This window comes from Sphingomonas sp. BAUL-RG-20F-R05-02 (assembly GCF_022662305.1).
Lineage (GTDB): Bacteria > Pseudomonadota > Alphaproteobacteria > Sphingomonadales > Sphingomonadaceae > Sphingomonas.
The window spans coordinates 314,751-332,518 of the sequence record NZ_JAKNQH010000005.1; the positions used below are offsets into that span (position 1 = coordinate 314,751).

Sequence of the window (17,768 nt, forward strand, 5' to 3'; positions counted from 1 at the left end):
CGCTCACCATGTAGTGTATCGGGAATAGAAACGGATATTGATGAGCGACGCGCGCGATACGGATGACGAGGAAGTTGCTACCGCGGTGGAGCATGTTGCCCTCTCCGATACGGAGTTTAAGGCGCAGCTCGCTCAGGTGATCCCACATCTGCGTGCATTTGGTCGTTCGCTGTCGGGGAGTCGCGATCTCGCCGACGATCTCGTGCAGGAGACGTTGATGAAGGCATGGGCGGCGCGTCAGCGCTTCCAGGCCGGCACTAACATGCGCGCATGGACTTTCATCATCCTGCGCAACCTCTACCTGTCGCAAATGCGACGTGCGCGCTTCAAAGGCGAGTGGGACGACCTTGTGGCGGATCGGATCCTTGCCGCTCCGGCGAGCCAGGATCGTCACGTCGAGCTTGGCGATATGCAGCGTGCCTTGTTGCACCTGCCGCAACCGCAGCGTGAAGCGTTGATCCTGGTAGGGGCAGGCGGTTTCGCCTACGAGGAAGCTGCAGAGATTTGCGGTGTCGCGGTCGGCACGATCAAGAGCCGTGTTGCGCGCGGGCGAGTTGCTTTGGAATCGTTGATGAGTGACAACAGCCTGCCGTCGAGGCGTACGCATAGCAATGAGCCGGGCATGACCGCACTCGACACGATCATGGGTGAGGTCGACGATCTAAGCCGCGATCGGGACCGGGACTAGCTCGGGCGGAATTCCCGCGTCTCGCAGTCGATCATCGCCAGCAGAATATCGAAATCCTGATCGTCGACTGGTGTTGCGTATGCGCAGCAGAGCGCAGTGGCGATGATGTCGCTGCGGCGCGGGGCGGCCGCTGAAAAGCTTTGCCCTGTGGCGCTGTCGGCGCTTGAGGTTAAGTTGATCGACATAAAGACTAGAACCGTCCAACTTGGCTTTTGTTGCTTACAGTGGCGAAACAACTCAAGCCGATGTCGCGCCGATGATCTCACCAATGGTCAATCCATCTTCCATTCACGCTGCACTTGAGCGGGCCCGTGCGCACGCGCCATTCCTCCAGCTGGCGTTGCAGCGAGAGACAGAACTGGCGGATGTCTTCGCGGCCGGTCGCTTGCCGCTGCCCTTTGCGCGCGAGGACGGGGAAGCAACCATGCCGGTGCCCACGCAGTTGCGGCTGGCGCGGCGGCGGCTCGCGCTGAGCGTTGCGATCGGCGATCTTGCCGGTGCCTACGACCTTACCGATGTGACCTTGATATTGTCGACGTTTGCCGACCACGCGCTGGATGCGGCGATACGGACGGCGATCGCGGAACGTACGCCCGATGTCGAGCCACGCGGTTTTGCGGCGATCGCGCTCGGCAAGCAGGGTAGCCACGAACTCAATTACTCGTCGGACATCGACCCGATTCTGATCTTCGATCCCGCGACACTACCGTGCCGTCCTCGTGAGGATGTCGGCGAGGCGGCGGTGCGGATCGCACGACGCGTTGTCGAGATTCTCCAGAATCGCGACGGCGACGGCTATGTCTTACGTGTCGATCTGCGGCTGCGGCCTTCGCCGGAGGCGACGCCGATCGCGCTGCCCGTGGACGCCGCAATCTCCTACTACGAATCGCTGGCGCTGCCGTGGGAACGCGCAGCCTTTATCCGCGCGCGGGCGGCGGCGGGCGATCTCGCGCTGGGCGAGCGGTTCCTTGCCGCGATCCAACCGTTCATCTGGCGGCGTGCGCTCGATTTTGGCGCGATCGGGGAAATCCGTGGCATCTCGCGGCGCATCCGCGATCATCATGCGCACGGGCAGGCGTTTGGCGCGGGCTATGACCTGAAGCGGGGGCGCGGCGGCATCCGCGAGATCGAATTCTTCGCGCAGATCCACCAATTAATTCACGGCGGCCGGGATGTGTCGGTCCGCGCGCCCGCCACACGCGACGCGCTTGCCGCGCTGGCTGCGGCAGGCTGGATCGGTGCCAGCGAGGCAACGGCGCTGAGCCAAGCCTATACGCTGCTGCGCACGATCGAGCATCGCGTGCAGATGGTGGAGGACCGGCAGACGCACCGGCTGCCAGAGGGTGCGGCGCTCGACTCGCTCGCGCAGTTGCATGGGCTGGACGACGGTGCGGCGCTGCTCGCTCTGTTGCGACCGCATGTCGAGCGTGTCGGGGCGATCTACGATGCGCTTGATCCGGCGGAGGGCGCCGCCATGTCGTTCAGCGCCGAACATCTCGCCGCGCAACTTGCCGCAGCGGGATTTGCCGATCCGTCAGGCGCCGCGCGTGCGATCGGGCAATGGCGTGCCGGCATCTATCCCGCGCTGCGCAGCGAGGCGGCGCGGTCCGCGTTGGAGGCGGTGCTTCCCGGCCTGATCGAGGCACTGGGGCAGGCGCCCGATCCGAGTACTGCGGTCGCCCGGCTGGACAGTATGCTGTCGCACCTGTCGAGTGCGATCAACTTCTTCCGACTGTTGCAGGCGCGGCCGGCGCTGGCGCGGCTGCTCGCGCTGATCCTGAGCCATGCCGAAACGCTGGCACAGGCGCTCGCGCGTCGGCCCGAATTGTTCGACGGGCTGATTGATGCGACCGCGCTCGGCCCGGTTGGCGACGTTGCGGCGCTGGCTGCGGAGATGCATGGCGGGCAGGATTATCAGGCGCTGCTCGACCACGTCCGCCGTATTGTCGGAGAGAAACGGTTTGCGCTCGGCACGCAGATCGTTGCCGCCGCCAGCGATCCACTCGCTGTCGCGGCGGGTTATGCGCGGGTGGCGGAGGCCGCGACGGAGGTGCTGGCGGCGGCGACGGTAAGCGAGTTCGTCGCTGTGCATGGCAGTGTGCCGGACAGCGAACTGGTCATCCTTGCGCTTGGGCGATTTGGCGGCGCGGCGTTGACCCATGCCTCCGATCTCGACCTCATCTACCTTTTTACGGGCGATTACCGCCTGGAATCTGACGGCACGAAGCCGCTCGGCGCGGTGCTGTACTACAACCGGCTCGCGCAGCGGATCACCGGCGCCTTGTCCGCGCCCACCGCATCCGGCCCGCTTTACGAGATCGACACGCGTCTGCGACCCTCAGGTACGCAAGGGCCGCTCAGCGTCTCGCTCGACGGGTTCTCGCGGTATCAGCGCGAGAGCGCGTGGACGTGGGAACACATGGCGCTGACCCGCGCGCGGCCGGTGTTCGGCTCCGCACGCGCGCGGGCCGAGGTGCAGTCGGTGATCGACGCGGTCTTGTGCGGAGAGCGGCCGCAGCGTGACATCGTCGCGGATGCGATGGCGATGCGTGCCGACATGGCGAAGCACAAGCCGCCCGCCGGCCCGCTCGATGCCAAGTTGCTGCCGGGCGGTCTCGTCGATCTGGAGTTCGCCGTCCACGTTCGCCAACTGACCTGCTTGGCCGGCTTTTCCTCCAGTTTAAGCGAGGCGATCGGCGCGTTGGCGGCGGCCGGACTGGCGCCGCCGACGCTCGGCGATGCCGAGGCGTTGCTGACGCGTTTGCTTGTCACGCTGCGGTTGGTCGCGCCTGATGCCGCGATTCCGCCGGCGCCCACGCAGCGCCTGATTGCCGGCGCGCTCGGCATGGCCGATTGGGACGGCGTGGTTGCCTCGCTCGCCGCGACACGGCAGGAGGTCGTCGACTTTCTGGTGGCAGTCGCGACAGGAGACCGGATATGACGATTGCAGAGGGCGAAGCACTTCCCGATCTGGAACTTGCAGGCGCGGACGGCGCGAAAGTTTCGCTGCGCAGCTTCGTCGGCAAGCCGTTCGTGCTGTACTTCTACCCCAAGGACGACACGACGGGCTGCACGCGCGAAGCGCAGGATTTCAGCGCGCTGGCGGCTGACTTCGCGGCGGCGGGAGTCGCGGTGCTTGGCGTATCACCCGACACGCCGGCCAAGCACGCCAAGTTCACTACCAAATACGATCTCACGGTACCGCTCGCCAGTGATGAGGACCATGCGGTCATGGAAGCGTTCGGCGTGTGGGTCGAAAAGAGCATGTACGGACGCACCTACATGGGTGTCGAGCGGTCAACTTTCCTCTTCGCCGCGGATGGCACGCTTGCGCGGCGCTGGGGCAAGGTTCGCGTCGCAGGTCATGCCGAGCAGGTCCTGGCAGCGGCAAAATTGCTGGCGTGACGTTGCCAAGCGTTTCAGCCGCGATCCGCGACGTACTCGAAACCGCGGAACCGACTGCCAAGGTGATGCGCTCCCGCGCCGTCGCACGCGGCTGGCGGCGGGGCGCGTTCGGCCCGGTCGACGGCAGCGCCATGCCGGATCGTCCTGCGCGACCGGCCGAACCGCGATTGTTGCCGCCGACCCATATGCCCAGGCGTGGCAAGGGTGGTTCGTTGCGCGGACGCGTCGCGCTGTTGCACGCGCTCGCGCACATCGAGTTCATCGCAATCGACCTCGCGTTCGACATGGCCGGGCGGTTCGGCGCGCAGTTCGCGCCGGAGTTCACCAGTGACTGGCTTTCGGTCGGGGCCGACGAAGCGATGCACTTCGCGTTGGTCGAGCGGCGCCTGCGCGCGTTCGACAGCCGCTACGGCGCGCTACCGGCGCACGATGGCTTGTGGGAGTCGGCGGCGGATACCGCCGGCGATGCGCTTGCCCGGCTGGCGATCGTGCCGATGGTGCTGGAGGCGCGGGGCCTCGACGTGACGCCGGATAAGATCGCGCGTGCAGATGCCGCTGGCGACGGAGCAACCGCCGCGATCATGCGAAGGATCTTCGATGATGAGATTCGGCACGTGCGGACGGGCACGAAATGGTTCGAATCCGGTTGCGCGAGCGCCGGCGTGCTTCCGGCGGCGCATTGGAAAAAGCTGCTGTCGCAATATTTTCGTGGCGAATTGAAAGAGCCGTTCAACGATTCGGCGCGTCATGCTGCCGGTCTGACGCGGGAATATTATCAGCCGCTTGCCCCGCCTTGGTAAATAAGGGCAAGAAAAGGCGTCCGGGCGTGGAGGGGCTGCGATCTGGACGTGGGGCGGGTGCCGTCGTAATCGGCAAGCGCGTTAACGGCCACTGGGAACCGATGAACATAACCACGCTTACATCGTGTGCGTCTTTCTCGGCGCTCCAATCGCTCTTCACCAATCGTGACTGCATCCGTCATAACGATTATCATCATGCGACGTTCCGCACGGCGCGAGGACTGGTCGCCGGCATCGCTGGCATCGCCTCCTGTATGATGGCTGGCGGCGTTGCGCATGCGGCCGAAGGTGCCGCGGCAGTGGCTGCGGTTCATTCCGCTGCGGCAGGCAGCGCGTTCGACGCCGCCGACAGCGCGACGACTGCTGCCGACACACGCGCGGACGTGCAGTTCCGTTCACTGTTCCAGACCTGGAAGAAGCTCGACACCTTCGACCAGGGGGGGGCGATCGCGATTCCATCGGTTCAGCCGGTCGAGCATCTCGCCTTTACCAGCAACTTCGGAATCCGCTCCGATCCGTTTCGCGGCACCGCGAAGATGCACGCTGGCGTGGACATCCCCGGCTCGGTCGGTACACCGGTCTATGCAACCGCAGACGGCTTCGTCGATCGCGCGGAGCGTGCCGGTGGTTACGGCAACCTGGTCGAGATCGATCACGGCAAGGGTATTCAAACCCGGTACGGCCATCTTTCCAAGATCCTGGTAGCCGACCACACGCGCGTGCATCGTGGGCAGTTGATCGCGTTGATCGGTTCGACAGGACGCTCAACCGGGCCGCATCTGCACTATGAAGTTCGCATCGATGGTCACGCCGTGAACCCGGTGCCCTTCCTTCAGACCGCCGACTATCTGCTGGCGGCGCAGGATCGTTCGGTACACACGATCCCGGTCGGCGTCGGCCCCGCGGCGGATGACGCTGCCGATTGATCGATGGTGTTTAGGCACCAAAAAAAGGCGCCGGTCACGAGACCGGCGCCTTTTTTGTTGTCCTTCTCAGACTTTCCGCGCGCGTTTTGTATATGGCGGCTTCGGCACCATGTCCGGTGAGAAGCCCAACTCCCGGCTGATCGACAGCGCGGTGTCGAGAACGGCGGTCGCAACCTCCGCCATACGTTCGTCGTCGAGGTATTGCGCCTGTGCCGCGACGTTGATCGCGGCTACGATTTTGCCGGTTGCGTCGCGCACGGGTGCGGCGACCGCATTGATGCAATCAGGCGCGGGACCGATCTTGAGCACGACGCCGCGTTCCGCCGCAAGGGTCATCTCGACAAGCCAGTCGCCGCGCTCCTCCGCCGCGATCGCGCCGAACAATTCGGTCCAGCTCGTGACGTCGTCATCCAGCAGCAGTGCCTTGCCAAGTCCGGTCTCCGGCAGGAATCGCGTACTGCCGGCACCAGTCGTCACCGCCACCCGCTCCGCGCCGGCTGCGCGCATCAGGTGCACCGATTTGTCGAGCTGGCGCCGCCCGAGGAAGGCGCTCAGCCCGGTCTGACGCGCAAGCGCAAGCACCCACGGCCGCGCCACGGAAACCAGGTCGAGCCGTTGTAGCGACGCCTGGCTCAGCCGCAGCAATTCGCCGCCGCCGCGCACGACGCTGTCCGGCGCGATCGCGAGAAACTCGCGGGCGATTAGCGTTTTAACAAGCCGCCGCACGATGCTCAGCGGCAGGCCACTGGCGTTTGCAAGGTTGCCGACCGTCATCGGTTCGGACGCGGCGAGCGCGAGCAACGTCAGCCCGCGCTCCAGCGTCTGCGCGCCGAGGTTGCGTTCGGGTGCGGGCCGCGCGACCTCGGCATCATCATCGGGCGCCAGCGCGGCGGGGCTCATCGGGGTCGCCAACACATCCTCCTGTAATCATAACCGTACCGTCCGATCCGGCCGGTAAAGGTTGCCGGTCTAAGCGGTGTCGGCCACCGCGTCGAGCCGGGATGGAGCGGTTGCCGTGCGGCCTGGCACCGCCTATCTCAATGTCATGGCCACACTCGCTCCCGAAATCGCCCTGACCGACTCCGCTGCTGCCCGCGTCGCAGCCATCGCGGCCAAACAGGGCAAGCCGCCGATCCTGCGACTGTCGGTAGATGGGGGAGGCTGTTCGGGCTTCCAATACAAGTTCGGGTTCGCCGACACTGTGCAGAGTGACGACGCGGTGGCGGAAAACGGCGCGGTGCGGCTGGTGGTCGATTCGGTCAGTCTGGATCTCGTCCGCGGCGCGGCGGTGGATTACGTCGAGGAACTCGGCGGCGCGGCATTTCGCGTGACCAACCCGCAGGCGGCGTCGGGCTGCGGCTGCGGTTCCAGCTTCTCGATCTGATCGTCACTAAATCGTGAAGATCGTCAGCTACAACGTCAACGGCATTAAGGCGCGCCTGCCGCGCCTGATCGAGTATCTTGCCGAGCAACAGCCTCAAATCGTCTGCCTTCAGGAGTTGAAGACAACGGATGAGACGTTCCCGATCACCGAAATCCGGGATGCCGGCTATGGTGCGGTGTGGCATGGCCAGAAAGGGTTCAACGGTGTTGCGGTGCTGGCGAAAGGCGTCGAGCCGGTAGAGCGGCAACGCGGCCTTGCCGGTGAGAGCGAGGATGACCACAGCCGCTACCTCGAAGCGGATGTCGATGGGTTGATCGTCGCCTCAATCTACCTCCCCAACGGCAATCCGCTCCCCGGGCCCAAGTTCGATTACAAGTTGCGCTGGATCGAGCGGCTGACGACGCGTGCTAGGGATCTTCTGGGCGAGGAGCGGGCGGTCGTGCTGGCGGGCGACTACAACGTCATCCCCAATGATGATGACACCTTCTCGGTGCGTGTAATGGCCAGTGATGCGCTCATGCAGCCGGAAAGCCGCTCGGGCTTTCGCGCGCTCGTCGCGCAAGGGTGGACCGATGCGTTGCGGACGCGGCATCCTAAAGGCGGCGTCTGGACGTTCTGGGATTATCAGGCGGGTGCATGGCAGCGTGATGCCGGCTTTCGTATCGATCACCTGCTGCTATCGCCGATCGCTGCGGACCGGCTTGTCGACGCGGGCGTCGACAAGGAATATCGCGGTCGTGAGAAGGCGAGCGATCATGCCCCTACCTGGGCGCGTCTAAGATAAGTCGTTTTGGCGGGGACGCCGGAAAGCTTTGCTCTCCGGCGCGGGTCCGCAAGATTACTTTACGCTGGCCAGATTGGTGTCTTGTGCACCGCATGTCTTCTCGACCCACTGGCCCTTTTTGTCCCAGCAGCGCGGATCGAGGTTCGGTATGCCCTTTGCAGTTGCGATCACGGGATGGCGCGGGAAGCGCTGGTCACCCCAATAAACGAGGCTGTTGCGGAGCGTGCCGCTCTCTTCCAGTGCGACTTTGTAGAACTGGCCACGTGGCGCCATCGCAGCCTTGACCGCGATCTGCGCAGCCGTCTGGCAGAAGCCGTATTGCGCATCGACGGCGGTGAAGGTCGAGTAATTGCGCGTATCGAAATGATCGAACGCGGTCTGCCCGGCCTTGGGCGTCTTGTTGACCCGGATAAAATATTTGGTGACGGTATCGTACGACTTCTTGATCTCGTCCTTATGGTTGAACAGGACCGCATTGTAGTTCGGGACGGCGAGCAGCGTCGGCTCGAACTGGCATTGCAGCGCCGCGACGTTCAGCGCGGCACGCATCTGCCACACCAGTGCGGCGCGGACCTCCGTAGGCGTGGCCTTGGGAAAATCGGTCGCGAAATTGGCCTCGGTGCCGGTAATCGGCGGCGCCGTCATATCGTGCGGCGAGAAAAAGAACTGCGCGTTGGCAGGGAGAGAAAGCGTCGCTGCACACACCGCAGCAATTCCGCCTAACGCACGCGACAGTTTCATCTTTTTCTCTCAGGCAAATTGGATCTTTACTATGTTTAGGGCGTTTCTCGCCGCTGTCCAAACCCTATTTCGCACGACGCCGTAACGGTTTGTCGATTTGCGGCGGATCAGATCGACGGAATCAAAAAGGCCGCCCGGATGGTCCGGACGGCCTTTCAGAACACCGTTGCCGGTGATTACATCGCGTTCGACGAACCGTTCGACATCATCGCGCCGTTGTCGCCCATCATGCCGTTGTCAGCCATCGTGCCATCGACTGCGGTCATGTTGTCGGACATCGTGTCCGTGCTGTCCATCGAGTTCAGGTCGGTGACGGTGGTGTTGTCGGTGGTCGACGTGGTCTTGCCGCAAGCCGACAGCGAAACCGCAGCAGCGGCGACGAGCGACACGACAGCGACCTTGGAAATGAATGCACGCATAGAAAAGCTCCCTAGATAGGCGACCCGGGTGGCCGTCTGACCTTATTACCCAAATCGAGGGGGATATTAGTCTGAACCGGCTTTTGCCTCAAGGCTGTTTTCCGCACTGCCGCGCAAACGCTGTAGAAACGCCGGAAACGTAGCTGCCAGCGCAGCGTCGAAGGTGGTGAAATCACTCGCTTTGCCAAGCTCCCGTGCACTGGTGACGGCGAAGTCGGGCAAGCCGCATGGCACAATGCCGGTGAAATGCGACAGATCGGGCGCGAGGTTGATCGCGAAACCGTGCAATGTCACCCAGCGCCGCACCCGCACCCCGATCGCGCCGATCTTGGCCTCCGCGCCATCGGCCGTGCGCGTCCAGATGCCGATCCGACCGGGTGCGCGGAACGCGACGATGCCGAGTTGAGCGAGTGCGTCGATCAGCCATCCTTCCAGCGAACAGATGAAGTGGCGGATGTCGCGTCCGCGCGTGTTGAGATCGAGCACAAGATAGCCGACCCGCTGGCCAGGGCCGTGATAGGTGAAGCGGCCGCCACGCCCGGTCTGAACCACCGGGAAGCGCGGATCGAGCAGCTCAGCGGGGTTCGCGCTGGTGCCGGCGGTGTACACAGGCGGGTGTTCGAGTAGCCACACCAGCTCTCGCGCGTCGCCCGCGGCAACGGCGGCGGCACGCGCTTCCATCGTCGCGAGCGCATCCTGATAGGGCATGCGCGTCGGCTCGACACGCCATTCGATCTCGGTCGTCAGGTCCATTGCCGTCGATTGCGCTCAAGTGCTGCCAAGCGCAAGATTATGCGGGATCGGTTGGCAAGCTTCCGCCGCTTGCGCTAACGCTACGCAACGGCGGCGCTTTTGTCGGGGGACGCATGGTCAGCATCGGGACAACGTGGGACGGAACGTCGGGGTTCATCAGCGATCGCTTCGGCGCGGTGCTGCGCATTGCGGTTCCGCTGATCTTCGTGCCGATGGCGCTGCTCGGCAACCTCATGCCGCTGGTCGGTCGCGACGCGACGCCAGCAAACATCGTGTTCGGCCTTGCCACGCTGGCGATGAGCATCGTGACCTTGTGGGGTAATCTCGCACTGACAGCACTCGTGATCGAGCCGGTCGACTCATCGGGGGCGATCCGTATCGGGGCAGCGCGGCTGCCGGCTAAGCTGCTCGTCGCGGTGATCGAACTCGGTATTGTTGTGGTGGCGGCGGCTCCGATCTTCGTCGCGTTCGCGCTCGGCGGGATCGTGCCCGGGCAGATGCCGGCGCCCGGCGCCATGCCGACGATAGCATTCGGGCCGGCCGTGTTTGCGCTGGTGTACAGCCTCTTTTTCACGGTGTTGGTGCTGATCCTGTTCGCCCGGCTGCTGCTTGTCGACCCGGCGCTGGTGGCGGAGCGGCGGGGCGTATCCGCGCTGCCACGATCGCTGCGGCTGACACGCGGGCTGACGCTGAAGCTGGTCGGTGTGCTGCTGTTGTACATCATCGTCTCGCAAGTCGCGACGATGGCGACGCGGACGGTTTTCGGTACGATCCTTGGTCTGTTAACGCTGGGCGCGGGCCCGGTGAATTTCGCGACGATCATCACCGCGATCCTGGTTGCACTCGTTCAGACGGGGTTTTCCATCCTGGCCGTCATTTTTGCCGCGCGCCTGTTCGTCGTGGTTCGCGATGGTCGTGAAGCGGTCATCGAACTCGCATGAAAAGTTGTTTATGAAGATCAACATAGGCCGTGCACTTCGTACCGCGTGGGAGATGTGGCGAGCAGATTGGGACTTGTTGCTGCGCGTTACGGGGTTCTTCGTGTTTCTGCCGCAATTTGCCTGTTCGCTGCTGATACCGGTCGCCCCGATGATGCCGGAGGGGCAGCCTGATAAAGCGGCGGTGCGGACGTGGCTGGAGGCGTTTACCGGCTGGTTCGGCGCTTATGGTCCTTGGCTGTTCGGCGCGGAACTGCTGACCTTGTTCGGCAGCCTGGTCATGCTGCTTTTGTATCTCGGCAATGGGCGGCCTGCGCTACGCGACGCTTTGGCGGATGCGCTGCGGCTGTTCCCGCGCTACTTCCTTGCGGCGCTGCTGGTGTCGCTTCCGGCGGGGCTGTTCATGTTGCCGGCGATCGGCGTGGTGCTGGTGCTGCCGTCGCTGTACCTCCTGGGACGACTGCTGCTGAGCGGGGCGGTGATCGTCGCGGAGCAGCCGGTCGGCGTGGTGGCGGCGCTTCAGCGCAGTGTGCGGCTGACGCGCGGCAACGGTGTCGTGATGATGGCGATCTCCGGCTTGCTGCTGTTCGGCGGGCAGCTTGTCGCGTTGCCCTTTGCGGTGGCGGGGCGGACGATGGGTGGCGCACCGATGGCCAACCCGGTCGCGGCGGCGTTGCTCGACGCAATGGCGGCGGCGACGCTGACGGTGACGCTGACTGCGGGAATTCTGGTGCGGATCGCGCTTTACCGCGAAGCGCTGGCGCTCAACCGCGGCACGTGAGGACCGGCCGATTCGGGTAGCAGCCCCAGGATGCGCGGGTCGGCAAACGTCTCGATCGTGCGTGCGATTGGCGTGAAACCGGACGCGCGGTAGAAGTTTAGCGCCGATGGGTGGTCGAGCGTACAGGTATGGACCCATACCCGCCCCACACTGGGCGCCCACGCTCGGCCAAGCGCCTCTGCCATCAACCAGCGACCGAGCTTTTGTCCGGCGAGATCCGGTACCAGCCCGAAATAGCCGAGCTCACATTCACCGTGGCGGCGGAAATCGAGTTCCAGCATGCCGGCGTCGTTGCCTGCGGCGTCCACGGCCGCGAACACAGCTACATCGGGATCGTGGATGATCGCGCTGAGGGAACGATCGTCCATCACGAGCCGCGAAAACCACAGCCAGCGCTCGCCGACCGCCCGGAACAACGCGCGGTAGCGATCCGGTGTCGGGCGTTCGAGCTGCACCAGTCGCAGCGGCGACGTCGGCTTCGCCAACACCTCGGGCCGCGCGCGCATCTCCAGCGTGGTGACGATCGTCGCCACGTCAGTCGCGCGTACGCCAGTCAGGCCCACGGGTTCAGCTCCAGGTCGCGACGGGCGGCAGGCTCATCAGGATGGCGTCGATGTTGCCGCCGGTCTTGAGCCCGAACAGCGTGCCACGATCATAGACGAGGTTGAATTCGGTATAACGTCCCCGCCATGCGCGCTGCGCGGCGAGGTCCACCGCATCGAAGCGCGTGTCCATTCGCCGCCGCACGATCTTGGGAAAGATTTCGAGAAACGCGCGGCCGACGTCCTTGGTAAAGGCGAAATTGGCGTCGAAATCGCCTTCGAGGTGATCGTAGAAGATGCCACCCACACCACGATGCACCTTCCGATGGGGTATGTAGAAATAGGTGTCGGCCCATGCCTTGAAGTGCGGGTAATGCGCCGGATCATGCGCGTCGCACGCTGCCTTCATCGCGGCGTGGAAAGCGGCGGTGTCCTCTTTCACCGGCAGCGGGGGATTGAGATCGGCGCCGCCACCGAACCAGCGTTTGGTGGTCGTCAGGAAACGGGTGTTCATGTGGACGGCGGGGACGTGCGGGTTGGCCATATGCGCGACGAGGCTGATGCCGGTCGCGCAGAAACTGGGGTCATCCGCCGCGCCGTGAATAGTCTTGCCGAACTCACCTTCGAGCTGGCCGCCGACGGTCGAGACGTTCACGCCGACCTTTTCGAAGACCTTGCCCTTCATCACGCCGCGCACACCGCCGCCTCCGGGCGCACCAGAAGGATCGGTGCGGTCCCAAGGGGTATATTCGAAGATCGCCTCGGACCCCGCTTCGGTCTCGATACGTTCAAATTCCGCGCAGATCAGGTCGCGCAGATGCTCAAACCAGGTGCGGGCGGCGGTTTGCTGTTCGTCGAGCGGTTGCATGACGGTTGCTCTTGCGCGAGACGCCCGCGCAAGTCGAGTGGTCAAAACTCGACATCGCCCGGCCAACCATCCGTCTGCCGCAACGCCTCGCCTAGCGCGATGCCGCACGCCACCGCGAGGTTGAGCGAGCGCATGCCGGCGCCAAGCGGGATGCGGATGCGCGCGTCGGCGCGATCGTGCACGGGCTGCGGCACGCCGCTGCCCTCCGACCCGAACAGCAAGGTGTCGCCCGCGTCGAAGCTGGCCGCATCAAGCCGGGTGCCGCCGCGTGTCGTCAGCAGCACCAGACGTGACGGTGCCGTGCCGACAAAAGCGGACCAGTCGATATGACGACGCACTTCGGCAACGCGCGCATAGTCCATGCCCGCCCGCGCCAGCGCCCGATCGCCATACGCGAAGCCCATCGGCTCGATCAGATCGACCGCGACGCCGAAACACGCTGCCATGCGCAGGATAGTGCCAACATTGCCGGCGATTTCGGGCTGGTACAAAGCGATCCGCATCGCGCGCCTTTAACAGAGGTAAATTGCTGTTGGCAAAGCGTGCCACCTCCGTCTATCAGATCACTACCTCCCGTGGGGACGGAGAGGTTCAGGGTGGCAGCGTCTAGCGCGTTTCACCTCAGAAAAGACCCACCGCCGAGGCCGCAACGGTCGACACGGAAGACAAGGGCAGAGAAATGGCGACACTCGATCATGCCGTGCCACCCGGAGAGGACCCCGCCCCGTACCACGAGGGCGAAGACGATCCGCGCCGGCGCGACTTCATCAACATCGCGGCGGTGGCCTGGGCCGGCGTCGGCGGCGCGATCGTGGTGCTGCCGCTCATCAACCAGATGAGTCCGTCGGCGGACGTGCTGGCGCAATCCACCACCGAGGTCGATCTGTCGAAGATCGAGGCCGGGCAGGGCGTCGTCACCAGCTTCCGCAAGCAGCCGCTGTTCGTGCGCCACCTCACCCCCAAGGAAATCGAGGAGGCGAATGCCGTCCAGCTCAGCGAACTGCGCGACCCGCAGACACTGGCGGAGCGTACCAAGCCCGGCAAGGCCAACTGGCTGATCACACTCGGCGTTTGCACGCATCTCGGCTGCATCCCGCTCGGCATTCACGAGGGCGAGAACCGCGGCCAGTTCGGCGGCTATTTCTGCCCGTGCCACGGCTCGCAATACGATACCGCCGCGCGCATCCGCAAAGGCCCGGCGCCGAAGAACCTGGCCGTGCCGCCATACACCTTCTCGTCGGACACGACGGTCACCGTCGGTTGAGGATGCACTGAGATGAGCTTTCCCTGGGCCAAGCATTACGAACCGAAATACGGCGTCACCAAATGGGTGGACGAACGGCTGCCATTGCCGCGCCTCGTCTACAATGCGGTCGGCGCAGGGTATCCGGTGCCGCGCAACCTCAACTATTTCTGGAACTTCGGCGTGCTCGCCGGGGCCGCGCTTGGCATCCAGATCATCACCGGCATCGTGCTGGCGATGCATTATGCCGCCAACGGCGGTGTGGCGTTCGATTCGGTCGAACACATCATGCGCGACGTCAACGCCGGCTGGTTCCTGCGCTATGCGCACGCGAACGGCGCGTCGATGTTCTTCATCGTGGTCTACACCCACATCTTCCGCGGGCTTTACTACGGATCGTACAAGGCGCCGCGCGAGATGGTGTGGCTCTTGGGCGTCGTCATCTTCCTGCTGATGATGGCGACCGCGTTCATGGGCTACGTGCTGCCGTGGGGGCAGATGAGCTTCTGGGGCGCGCAGGTCATCACTGGCTTCTTCTCGGCGATCCCGATCGTCGGCGATACCATCCGCGTGTGGCTGCTCGGCGGTTATGCGCCGGACGATGCCGCGCTCAACCGCTTCTTCTCGCTGCACTATCTGCTGCCGTTCGTGATCGCGGGCGTGATCGTGCTGCACATCTGGGCGCTGCACATTCCCGGCTCGAACAACCCGACCGGCGTCGACGTGAAGGGCGAGCAGGATACCGTGCCGTTCCACCCGTATTATACCGCGAAGGACGGCTTCGGGCTGGGCATCTTCCTGGTGGTGTTCGCCGGGTTGATCTTCTTCGCGCCGAACTATCTCGGCCACCCGGACAATTACATTCCGGCCAATCCGCTCTCCACGCCCGCGCATATCGTGCCGGAATGGTATTTCTGGCCGTTCTACGCGATCCTGCGCTCGTTCACGTCGGACTTCATCCTCCCCGCGAAGCTGTGGGGCGTGCTGGCGATGTTCGGGTCGATCGCGCTGCTGTTCTTCCTGCCGTGGCTGGACAGTTCGCCGGTTCGCTCGACCAATTACCGACCGGTGTACCGCACCTTCTTCTGGATTCTGGTGGCCGACGTGCTGGTGCTGGGCTGGTGCGGCGGATCGCCGGCGGAGCCGCTCTACGTCATCACGGCGCAGGTCGCGGCGGCCTATTACTTCGCACATTTCCTCGTCATCCTGCCGATCGTGTCGCGGATGGAGCGTCCGCGCCCACTGCCGACCTCGATCACCGAGGCGGTGCTGGCGAAGCATGGCGGCACCAGCCCGACGAAATCCGCGGTCAGCGGTTCCGTGCTGGCAGCCGAATAAGGGGGACGACCATGATTCGCTGGATTTCCGGGATTGTCGGCCTCGGCATCGTCGCCGTGCTGGCCTGGTCGCTGCTCTGGTCGGTCATCGGTGTCGTCACCGATCCGCCCGCGCCGACCGCCGAACATTACGTCCGCTCGCAGCACCCGCTGCTGAGTGCCGAACCGCCATCGGAGGGTGTGCTCGGCAAGTTCGATCTGCGTCAGCTTCAGCGTGGCTTCCAGGTCTATAAGGAGGTCTGCTCGGCCTGCCATTCGATCCGGCTGGTGTCGTTCCGCGACCTCAAGAAGCTTGGCTATGACGATGGTCAGGTGAAGGCGATCGCCGCGGGCTGGCAGATCGAACAGCCGAGCATCAATCCGGACACCGGCGAAGTCGCCACGCGCAAGAGCATCCCGTCTGACCATTTCCCGCTGGTGTTCGCCAACGACGTGGCCGCACGCGCCGCCAACAACAATGCTGTCCCGCCCGATCTCTCGCTGATGACCAAGGCGCGGCATGAGGGGCCGGACTATATCTACTCGCTGGTCGGGCATGGCTATGTGAACCAGCCGGCCGATCTGCTTGCCAAGTTCCCCGACGTGAAAACGCCGAAGGGCCTGTACTACAACCAGTATTTCGCCAACCTCAACATCGCGATGCCGCCGCCGCTCAAGTCCGACGGACAGGTCCAGTATCTCGACGGGACCAAGCCGACGGTCGACCAGATGGCGAAGGACGTCGCGGCGTTTCTGACATGGACAGCCGAACCCAATCTCGATACCCGCCACGGCGCCGGCCTGGCCGTGCTTGGGTTCCTGCTGGTGTTCTGCTTCCTCGCATACGGCGCGTATCAGAATGTCTGGCGTAATGTGAAACACTAGAGAATGACCGCAGGCCAGAACGACGACCTCAAAGCCCTGATCCGCACCATCCCGGATTTCCCCAAGCCGGGGATCATGTTCCGGGATATCACCACGCTGCTGCTCGACGCGAACGGCTTTGCCGAGGCGATCGCGCGAATGGCGGCGCGAGTGGTGGGGAAGGTCGATCTGGTCGCGGGGATCGAGGCACGCGGCTTCATCTTCGCCGCCGCGCTGGCAGCGCCGCTGAACGCGGGCGTGCTGCTGATCCGCAAGGATGGCAAGCTGCCCGGCGCGACCATCGCTGAGGATTACGTGCTGGAATACGGCACCGATCGCATCGCCATCCACGAGGATGCGCTCGTGCCCGGCCAGCGGGTGTTGCTGGTCGACGATCTCATCGCCACCGGCGGCACCGCCCGTGCGGCGGTGCGGCTGCTGCGCAAGGCGGGTGCGGTGGTGGAGCAGGTGCAGTTCCTGCTCGACCTGCCCGAACTCGGCGGTGCCGACGCGCTGCGCGGCGACGGGATCTCGGTCGACGCGCTGATCGCGTTCGAGGGGCACTGAGCTTTCGTCGAGGCTGAGCGTGCGGTGATCAGCATCCGGCGGGGCCGATCCGGCAATCTGCCGTGGCCATCGCGACCAGTCGGGCAGGTTACCGCAACCCCGTGTTTCGTGGGGGGAACGGATATGGAACTCTGGCGACAATATATCGTTGATCCGACATGATGCGCCGCAGGTCTCGCGGGCACCGCGTCCTGTTGGAGTAAAACCATGCTTTCACGCAAAATCCTGATTGCCGGTCTCGGCCTTGCCGCTGCTGTCGGCCTGTCCGCCTGTGTCGATGACGGATATGGCTACGGCGGTGGCGTCGGCTATGTCAGCGACGGCTACGATCCCTATTATGGTGGCTTCAACGCCGATCCATACTGGGGCTGGTACGGCGACTATTACTATCCCGGCACCGGCTACTACGTCTATGATCGCAACCGTGGTCGCCATCGGTGGAACGGTGGTCAGCAGAATTACTGGCGCGGGCGTTCGCAGACCTGGAACAACGCGCACCGTGATGTACGCCCGATGTGGCGCGACTTCGGTGGCGCACGCGGCGGCGTTCAGGGCGGGCGTGGTCCTGGTGGCGGTGGTTTCCATGGCGGCGGTGGTCGCGGCCCGGGCGGTGGTGGCTTCCACGGCGGCGGTGGCGGCGGGTTCCACGGCCGTGGCGGTGGCGGTCGCCACCACTGATCGACGGGCGGCGGGGCGGTCGTACACACCGCCAGCCTGGCTTACCCAAATCCGAAACGGGCGGCGTGTCG

The 17,768-nt window shown here is 64.5% G+C and carries 22 protein-coding genes; 14 read left to right on the forward strand and 8 right to left on the reverse strand.

Going from position 1 to position 17,768, the window contains the following annotated elements; translation table 11 throughout:
* Window positions 1-40 precede the first annotated feature (40 nt).
* Entirely contained in the window at window positions 41-688 is a 648-nt protein-coding gene (locus L8F97_RS13600) for a sigma-70 family RNA polymerase sigma factor (RefSeq protein WP_242150968.1), read from the forward strand.
* On the opposite strand, the gene L8F97_RS13605 is transcribed toward L8F97_RS13600, so the two are convergent.
* On the reverse strand, window positions 685-957 hold the full coding sequence (locus L8F97_RS13605) for a hypothetical protein (RefSeq protein ID WP_242150973.1): 273 nt from the start codon (window positions 955-957) through the stop codon (window positions 685-687). The genes L8F97_RS13600 and L8F97_RS13605 overlap by 4 nt on opposite strands.
* Between L8F97_RS13605 and L8F97_RS13610 the strand changes: the two genes are divergently transcribed.
* The 4 genes from L8F97_RS13610 (at window position 957) to L8F97_RS13625 (ending at window position 5,819) form a co-directional block, all read left to right on the forward strand.
* On the forward strand, window positions 957-3,629 hold the full coding sequence (locus L8F97_RS13610; protein WP_242150976.1) for a bifunctional [glutamine synthetase] adenylyltransferase/[glutamine synthetase]-adenylyl-L-tyrosine phosphorylase: 2,673 nt from the start codon (window positions 957-959) through the stop codon (window positions 3,627-3,629). The genes L8F97_RS13605 and L8F97_RS13610 overlap by 1 nt on opposite strands.
* Window positions 3,626-4,093, forward strand: coding sequence for a peroxiredoxin (locus L8F97_RS13615; protein ID WP_242150978.1), 468 nt, complete (start codon window positions 3,626-3,628; stop codon window positions 4,091-4,093). The genes L8F97_RS13610 and L8F97_RS13615 overlap by 4 nt, the downstream gene beginning before the upstream one ends.
* On the forward strand, window positions 4,090-4,893 hold the full coding sequence (locus L8F97_RS13620; RefSeq protein ID WP_242150981.1) for a ferritin-like domain-containing protein: 804 nt from the start codon (window positions 4,090-4,092) through the stop codon (window positions 4,891-4,893). Before L8F97_RS13615 ends, L8F97_RS13620 begins: the two co-directional genes overlap by 4 nt.
* A 101-nt stretch (window positions 4,894-4,994) precedes the next feature.
* A complete protein-coding gene (locus L8F97_RS13625) occupies window positions 4,995-5,819 on the forward strand; it encodes a M23 family metallopeptidase (RefSeq protein WP_409929044.1) in 825 nt (274 codons plus the stop codon).
* A gap of 66 nt (window positions 5,820-5,885) precedes the next feature.
* Here the strand turns inward: L8F97_RS13625 and L8F97_RS13630 are convergent, their stop codons facing one another.
* Window positions 5,886-6,731, reverse strand: coding sequence for an IclR family transcriptional regulator (locus L8F97_RS13630; protein WP_242150984.1), 846 nt, complete (start codon window positions 6,729-6,731; stop codon window positions 5,886-5,888).
* 133 nt (window positions 6,732-6,864) lie between these two features.
* Between L8F97_RS13630 and erpA the strand changes: the two genes are divergently transcribed.
* Together erpA and xth are read left to right on the forward strand one after the other, a co-directional pair.
* Window positions 6,865-7,203: an iron-sulfur cluster insertion protein ErpA gene (erpA, locus tag L8F97_RS13635; protein ID WP_242151226.1), complete on the forward strand. Its 339-nt coding sequence runs from the start codon at window positions 6,865-6,867 to the stop codon at window positions 7,201-7,203.
* Between the two features lie 13 nt (window positions 7,204-7,216).
* Entirely contained in the window at window positions 7,217-7,987 is a 771-nt protein-coding gene (gene xth / locus L8F97_RS13640; protein ID WP_242150987.1) for an exodeoxyribonuclease III, read from the forward strand.
* 54 nt (window positions 7,988-8,041) lie between these two features.
* On the opposite strand, the gene L8F97_RS13645 is transcribed toward xth, so the two are convergent.
* The 3 genes from L8F97_RS13645 to lipB all read right to left on the reverse strand — a co-directional run bounded on the left by L8F97_RS13645 (window position 8,042) and on the right by lipB (window position 9,900).
* Window positions 8,042-8,728, reverse strand: coding sequence for a hypothetical protein (locus tag L8F97_RS13645; protein WP_242150990.1), 687 nt, complete (start codon window positions 8,726-8,728; stop codon window positions 8,042-8,044).
* A gap of 176 nt (window positions 8,729-8,904) precedes the next feature.
* A complete protein-coding gene (locus L8F97_RS13650; protein ID WP_242150993.1) occupies window positions 8,905-9,147 on the reverse strand; it encodes a hypothetical protein in 243 nt (80 codons plus the stop codon).
* 66 nt (window positions 9,148-9,213) lie between these two features.
* Window positions 9,214-9,900: a lipoyl(octanoyl) transferase LipB gene (lipB, locus tag L8F97_RS13655; protein WP_242150995.1), complete on the reverse strand. Its 687-nt coding sequence runs from the start codon at window positions 9,898-9,900 to the stop codon at window positions 9,214-9,216.
* Between the two features lie 113 nt (window positions 9,901-10,013).
* Here lipB and L8F97_RS13660 point away from each other — a divergent pair, with 113 nt between their 5' ends.
* On the forward strand, window positions 10,014-10,841 hold the full coding sequence (locus L8F97_RS13660; RefSeq protein WP_242150998.1) for a hypothetical protein: 828 nt from the start codon (window positions 10,014-10,016) through the stop codon (window positions 10,839-10,841).
* A 10-nt stretch (window positions 10,842-10,851) separates the two neighbouring features.
* Complete coding sequence (locus L8F97_RS13665) at window positions 10,852-11,619, forward strand: hypothetical protein (RefSeq protein ID WP_242151000.1); 768 nt, start codon at window positions 10,852-10,854, stop codon at window positions 11,617-11,619.
* Here the strand turns inward: L8F97_RS13665 and L8F97_RS13670 are convergent.
* From L8F97_RS13670 to L8F97_RS13680, 3 genes are read right to left on the reverse strand one after another with little or no spacing between them, the layout of a single operon-like run.
* Window positions 11,583-12,182, reverse strand: coding sequence for a GNAT family N-acetyltransferase (locus L8F97_RS13670; protein WP_242151003.1), 600 nt, complete (start codon window positions 12,180-12,182; stop codon window positions 11,583-11,585). The genes L8F97_RS13665 and L8F97_RS13670 overlap by 37 nt on opposite strands.
* A gap of 4 nt (window positions 12,183-12,186) precedes the next feature.
* A complete protein-coding gene (hemF, locus tag L8F97_RS13675) occupies window positions 12,187-13,029 on the reverse strand; it encodes an oxygen-dependent coproporphyrinogen oxidase (RefSeq protein ID WP_242151005.1) in 843 nt (280 codons plus the stop codon).
* A gap of 41 nt (window positions 13,030-13,070) precedes the next feature.
* Window positions 13,071-13,532, reverse strand: a complete 462-nt coding sequence (locus L8F97_RS13680) for a tRNA (cytidine(34)-2'-O)-methyltransferase (RefSeq protein ID WP_242151006.1) — start codon at window positions 13,530-13,532, stop codon at window positions 13,071-13,073.
* Window positions 13,533-13,708: 176 nt separating this feature from the next.
* On the opposite strand from L8F97_RS13680, the gene petA reads away from it, so the two are divergent.
* The 5 genes from petA to L8F97_RS13705 all read left to right on the forward strand — a co-directional run bounded on the left by petA (window position 13,709) and on the right by L8F97_RS13705 (window position 17,697).
* Entirely contained in the window at window positions 13,709-14,293 is a 585-nt protein-coding gene (gene petA, locus L8F97_RS13685; protein WP_242151009.1) for a ubiquinol-cytochrome c reductase iron-sulfur subunit, read from the forward strand.
* 12 nt (window positions 14,294-14,305) lie between these two features.
* Window positions 14,306-15,610, forward strand: coding sequence for a cytochrome b (locus L8F97_RS13690; protein WP_242151011.1), 1,305 nt, complete (start codon window positions 14,306-14,308; stop codon window positions 15,608-15,610).
* 11 nt (window positions 15,611-15,621) lie between these two features.
* A complete protein-coding gene (locus L8F97_RS13695; protein WP_242151014.1) occupies window positions 15,622-16,473 on the forward strand; it encodes a cytochrome c1 in 852 nt (283 codons plus the stop codon).
* A gap of 3 nt (window positions 16,474-16,476) precedes the next feature.
* Window positions 16,477-17,019, forward strand: coding sequence for an adenine phosphoribosyltransferase (locus L8F97_RS13700; protein ID WP_242151016.1), 543 nt, complete (start codon window positions 16,477-16,479; stop codon window positions 17,017-17,019).
* A gap of 207 nt (window positions 17,020-17,226) precedes the next feature.
* Complete coding sequence (locus tag L8F97_RS13705; protein ID WP_242151019.1) at window positions 17,227-17,697, forward strand: hypothetical protein; 471 nt, start codon at window positions 17,227-17,229, stop codon at window positions 17,695-17,697.
* Window positions 17,698-17,768 lie beyond the last annotated feature (71 nt).

Bases quoted from the DNA above. Each gene is read 5' to 3' on its own strand.
- L8F97_RS13600 (WP_242150968.1), top strand. From the start codon at position 41: ATGAGCGACGCGCGCGATACGGATGACGAGGAAGTTGCTACCGCGGTG.
- L8F97_RS13610 (WP_242150976.1), top strand. From the start codon at position 957: ATGGTCAATCCATCTTCCATTCACGCTGCACTTGAGCGGGCCCGTGCG.
- L8F97_RS13615 (WP_242150978.1), top strand. From the start codon at position 3,626: ATGACGATTGCAGAGGGCGAAGCACTTCCCGATCTGGAACTTGCAGGC.
- L8F97_RS13625 (WP_409929044.1), top strand. From the start codon at position 4,995: ATGAACATAACCACGCTTACATCGTGTGCGTCTTTCTCGGCGCTCCAA.
- erpA (WP_242151226.1), top strand. From the start codon at position 6,865: ATGGCCACACTCGCTCCCGAAATCGCCCTGACCGACTCCGCTGCTGCC.
- L8F97_RS13645 (WP_242150990.1), bottom strand. From the start codon at position 8,728: ATGAAACTGTCGCGTGCGTTAGGCGGAATTGCTGCGGTGTGTGCAGCG.
- L8F97_RS13650 (WP_242150993.1), bottom strand. From the start codon at position 9,147: ATGCGTGCATTCATTTCCAAGGTCGCTGTCGTGTCGCTCGTCGCCGCT.
- lipB (WP_242150995.1), bottom strand. From the start codon at position 9,900: ATGGACCTGACGACCGAGATCGAATGGCGTGTCGAGCCGACGCGCATG.
- L8F97_RS13660 (WP_242150998.1), top strand. From the start codon at position 10,014: ATGGTCAGCATCGGGACAACGTGGGACGGAACGTCGGGGTTCATCAGC.
- L8F97_RS13665 (WP_242151000.1), top strand. From the start codon at position 10,852: ATGAAGATCAACATAGGCCGTGCACTTCGTACCGCGTGGGAGATGTGG.
- hemF (WP_242151005.1), bottom strand. From the start codon at position 13,029: ATGCAACCGCTCGACGAACAGCAAACCGCCGCCCGCACCTGGTTTGAG.
- L8F97_RS13680 (WP_242151006.1), bottom strand. From the start codon at position 13,532: ATGCGGATCGCTTTGTACCAGCCCGAAATCGCCGGCAATGTTGGCACT.
- petA (WP_242151009.1), top strand. From the start codon at position 13,709: ATGGCGACACTCGATCATGCCGTGCCACCCGGAGAGGACCCCGCCCCG.
- L8F97_RS13690 (WP_242151011.1), top strand. From the start codon at position 14,306: ATGAGCTTTCCCTGGGCCAAGCATTACGAACCGAAATACGGCGTCACC.
- L8F97_RS13695 (WP_242151014.1), top strand. From the start codon at position 15,622: ATGATTCGCTGGATTTCCGGGATTGTCGGCCTCGGCATCGTCGCCGTG.
- L8F97_RS13700 (WP_242151016.1), top strand. From the start codon at position 16,477: ATGACCGCAGGCCAGAACGACGACCTCAAAGCCCTGATCCGCACCATC.
- L8F97_RS13705 (WP_242151019.1), top strand. From the start codon at position 17,227: ATGCTTTCACGCAAAATCCTGATTGCCGGTCTCGGCCTTGCCGCTGCT.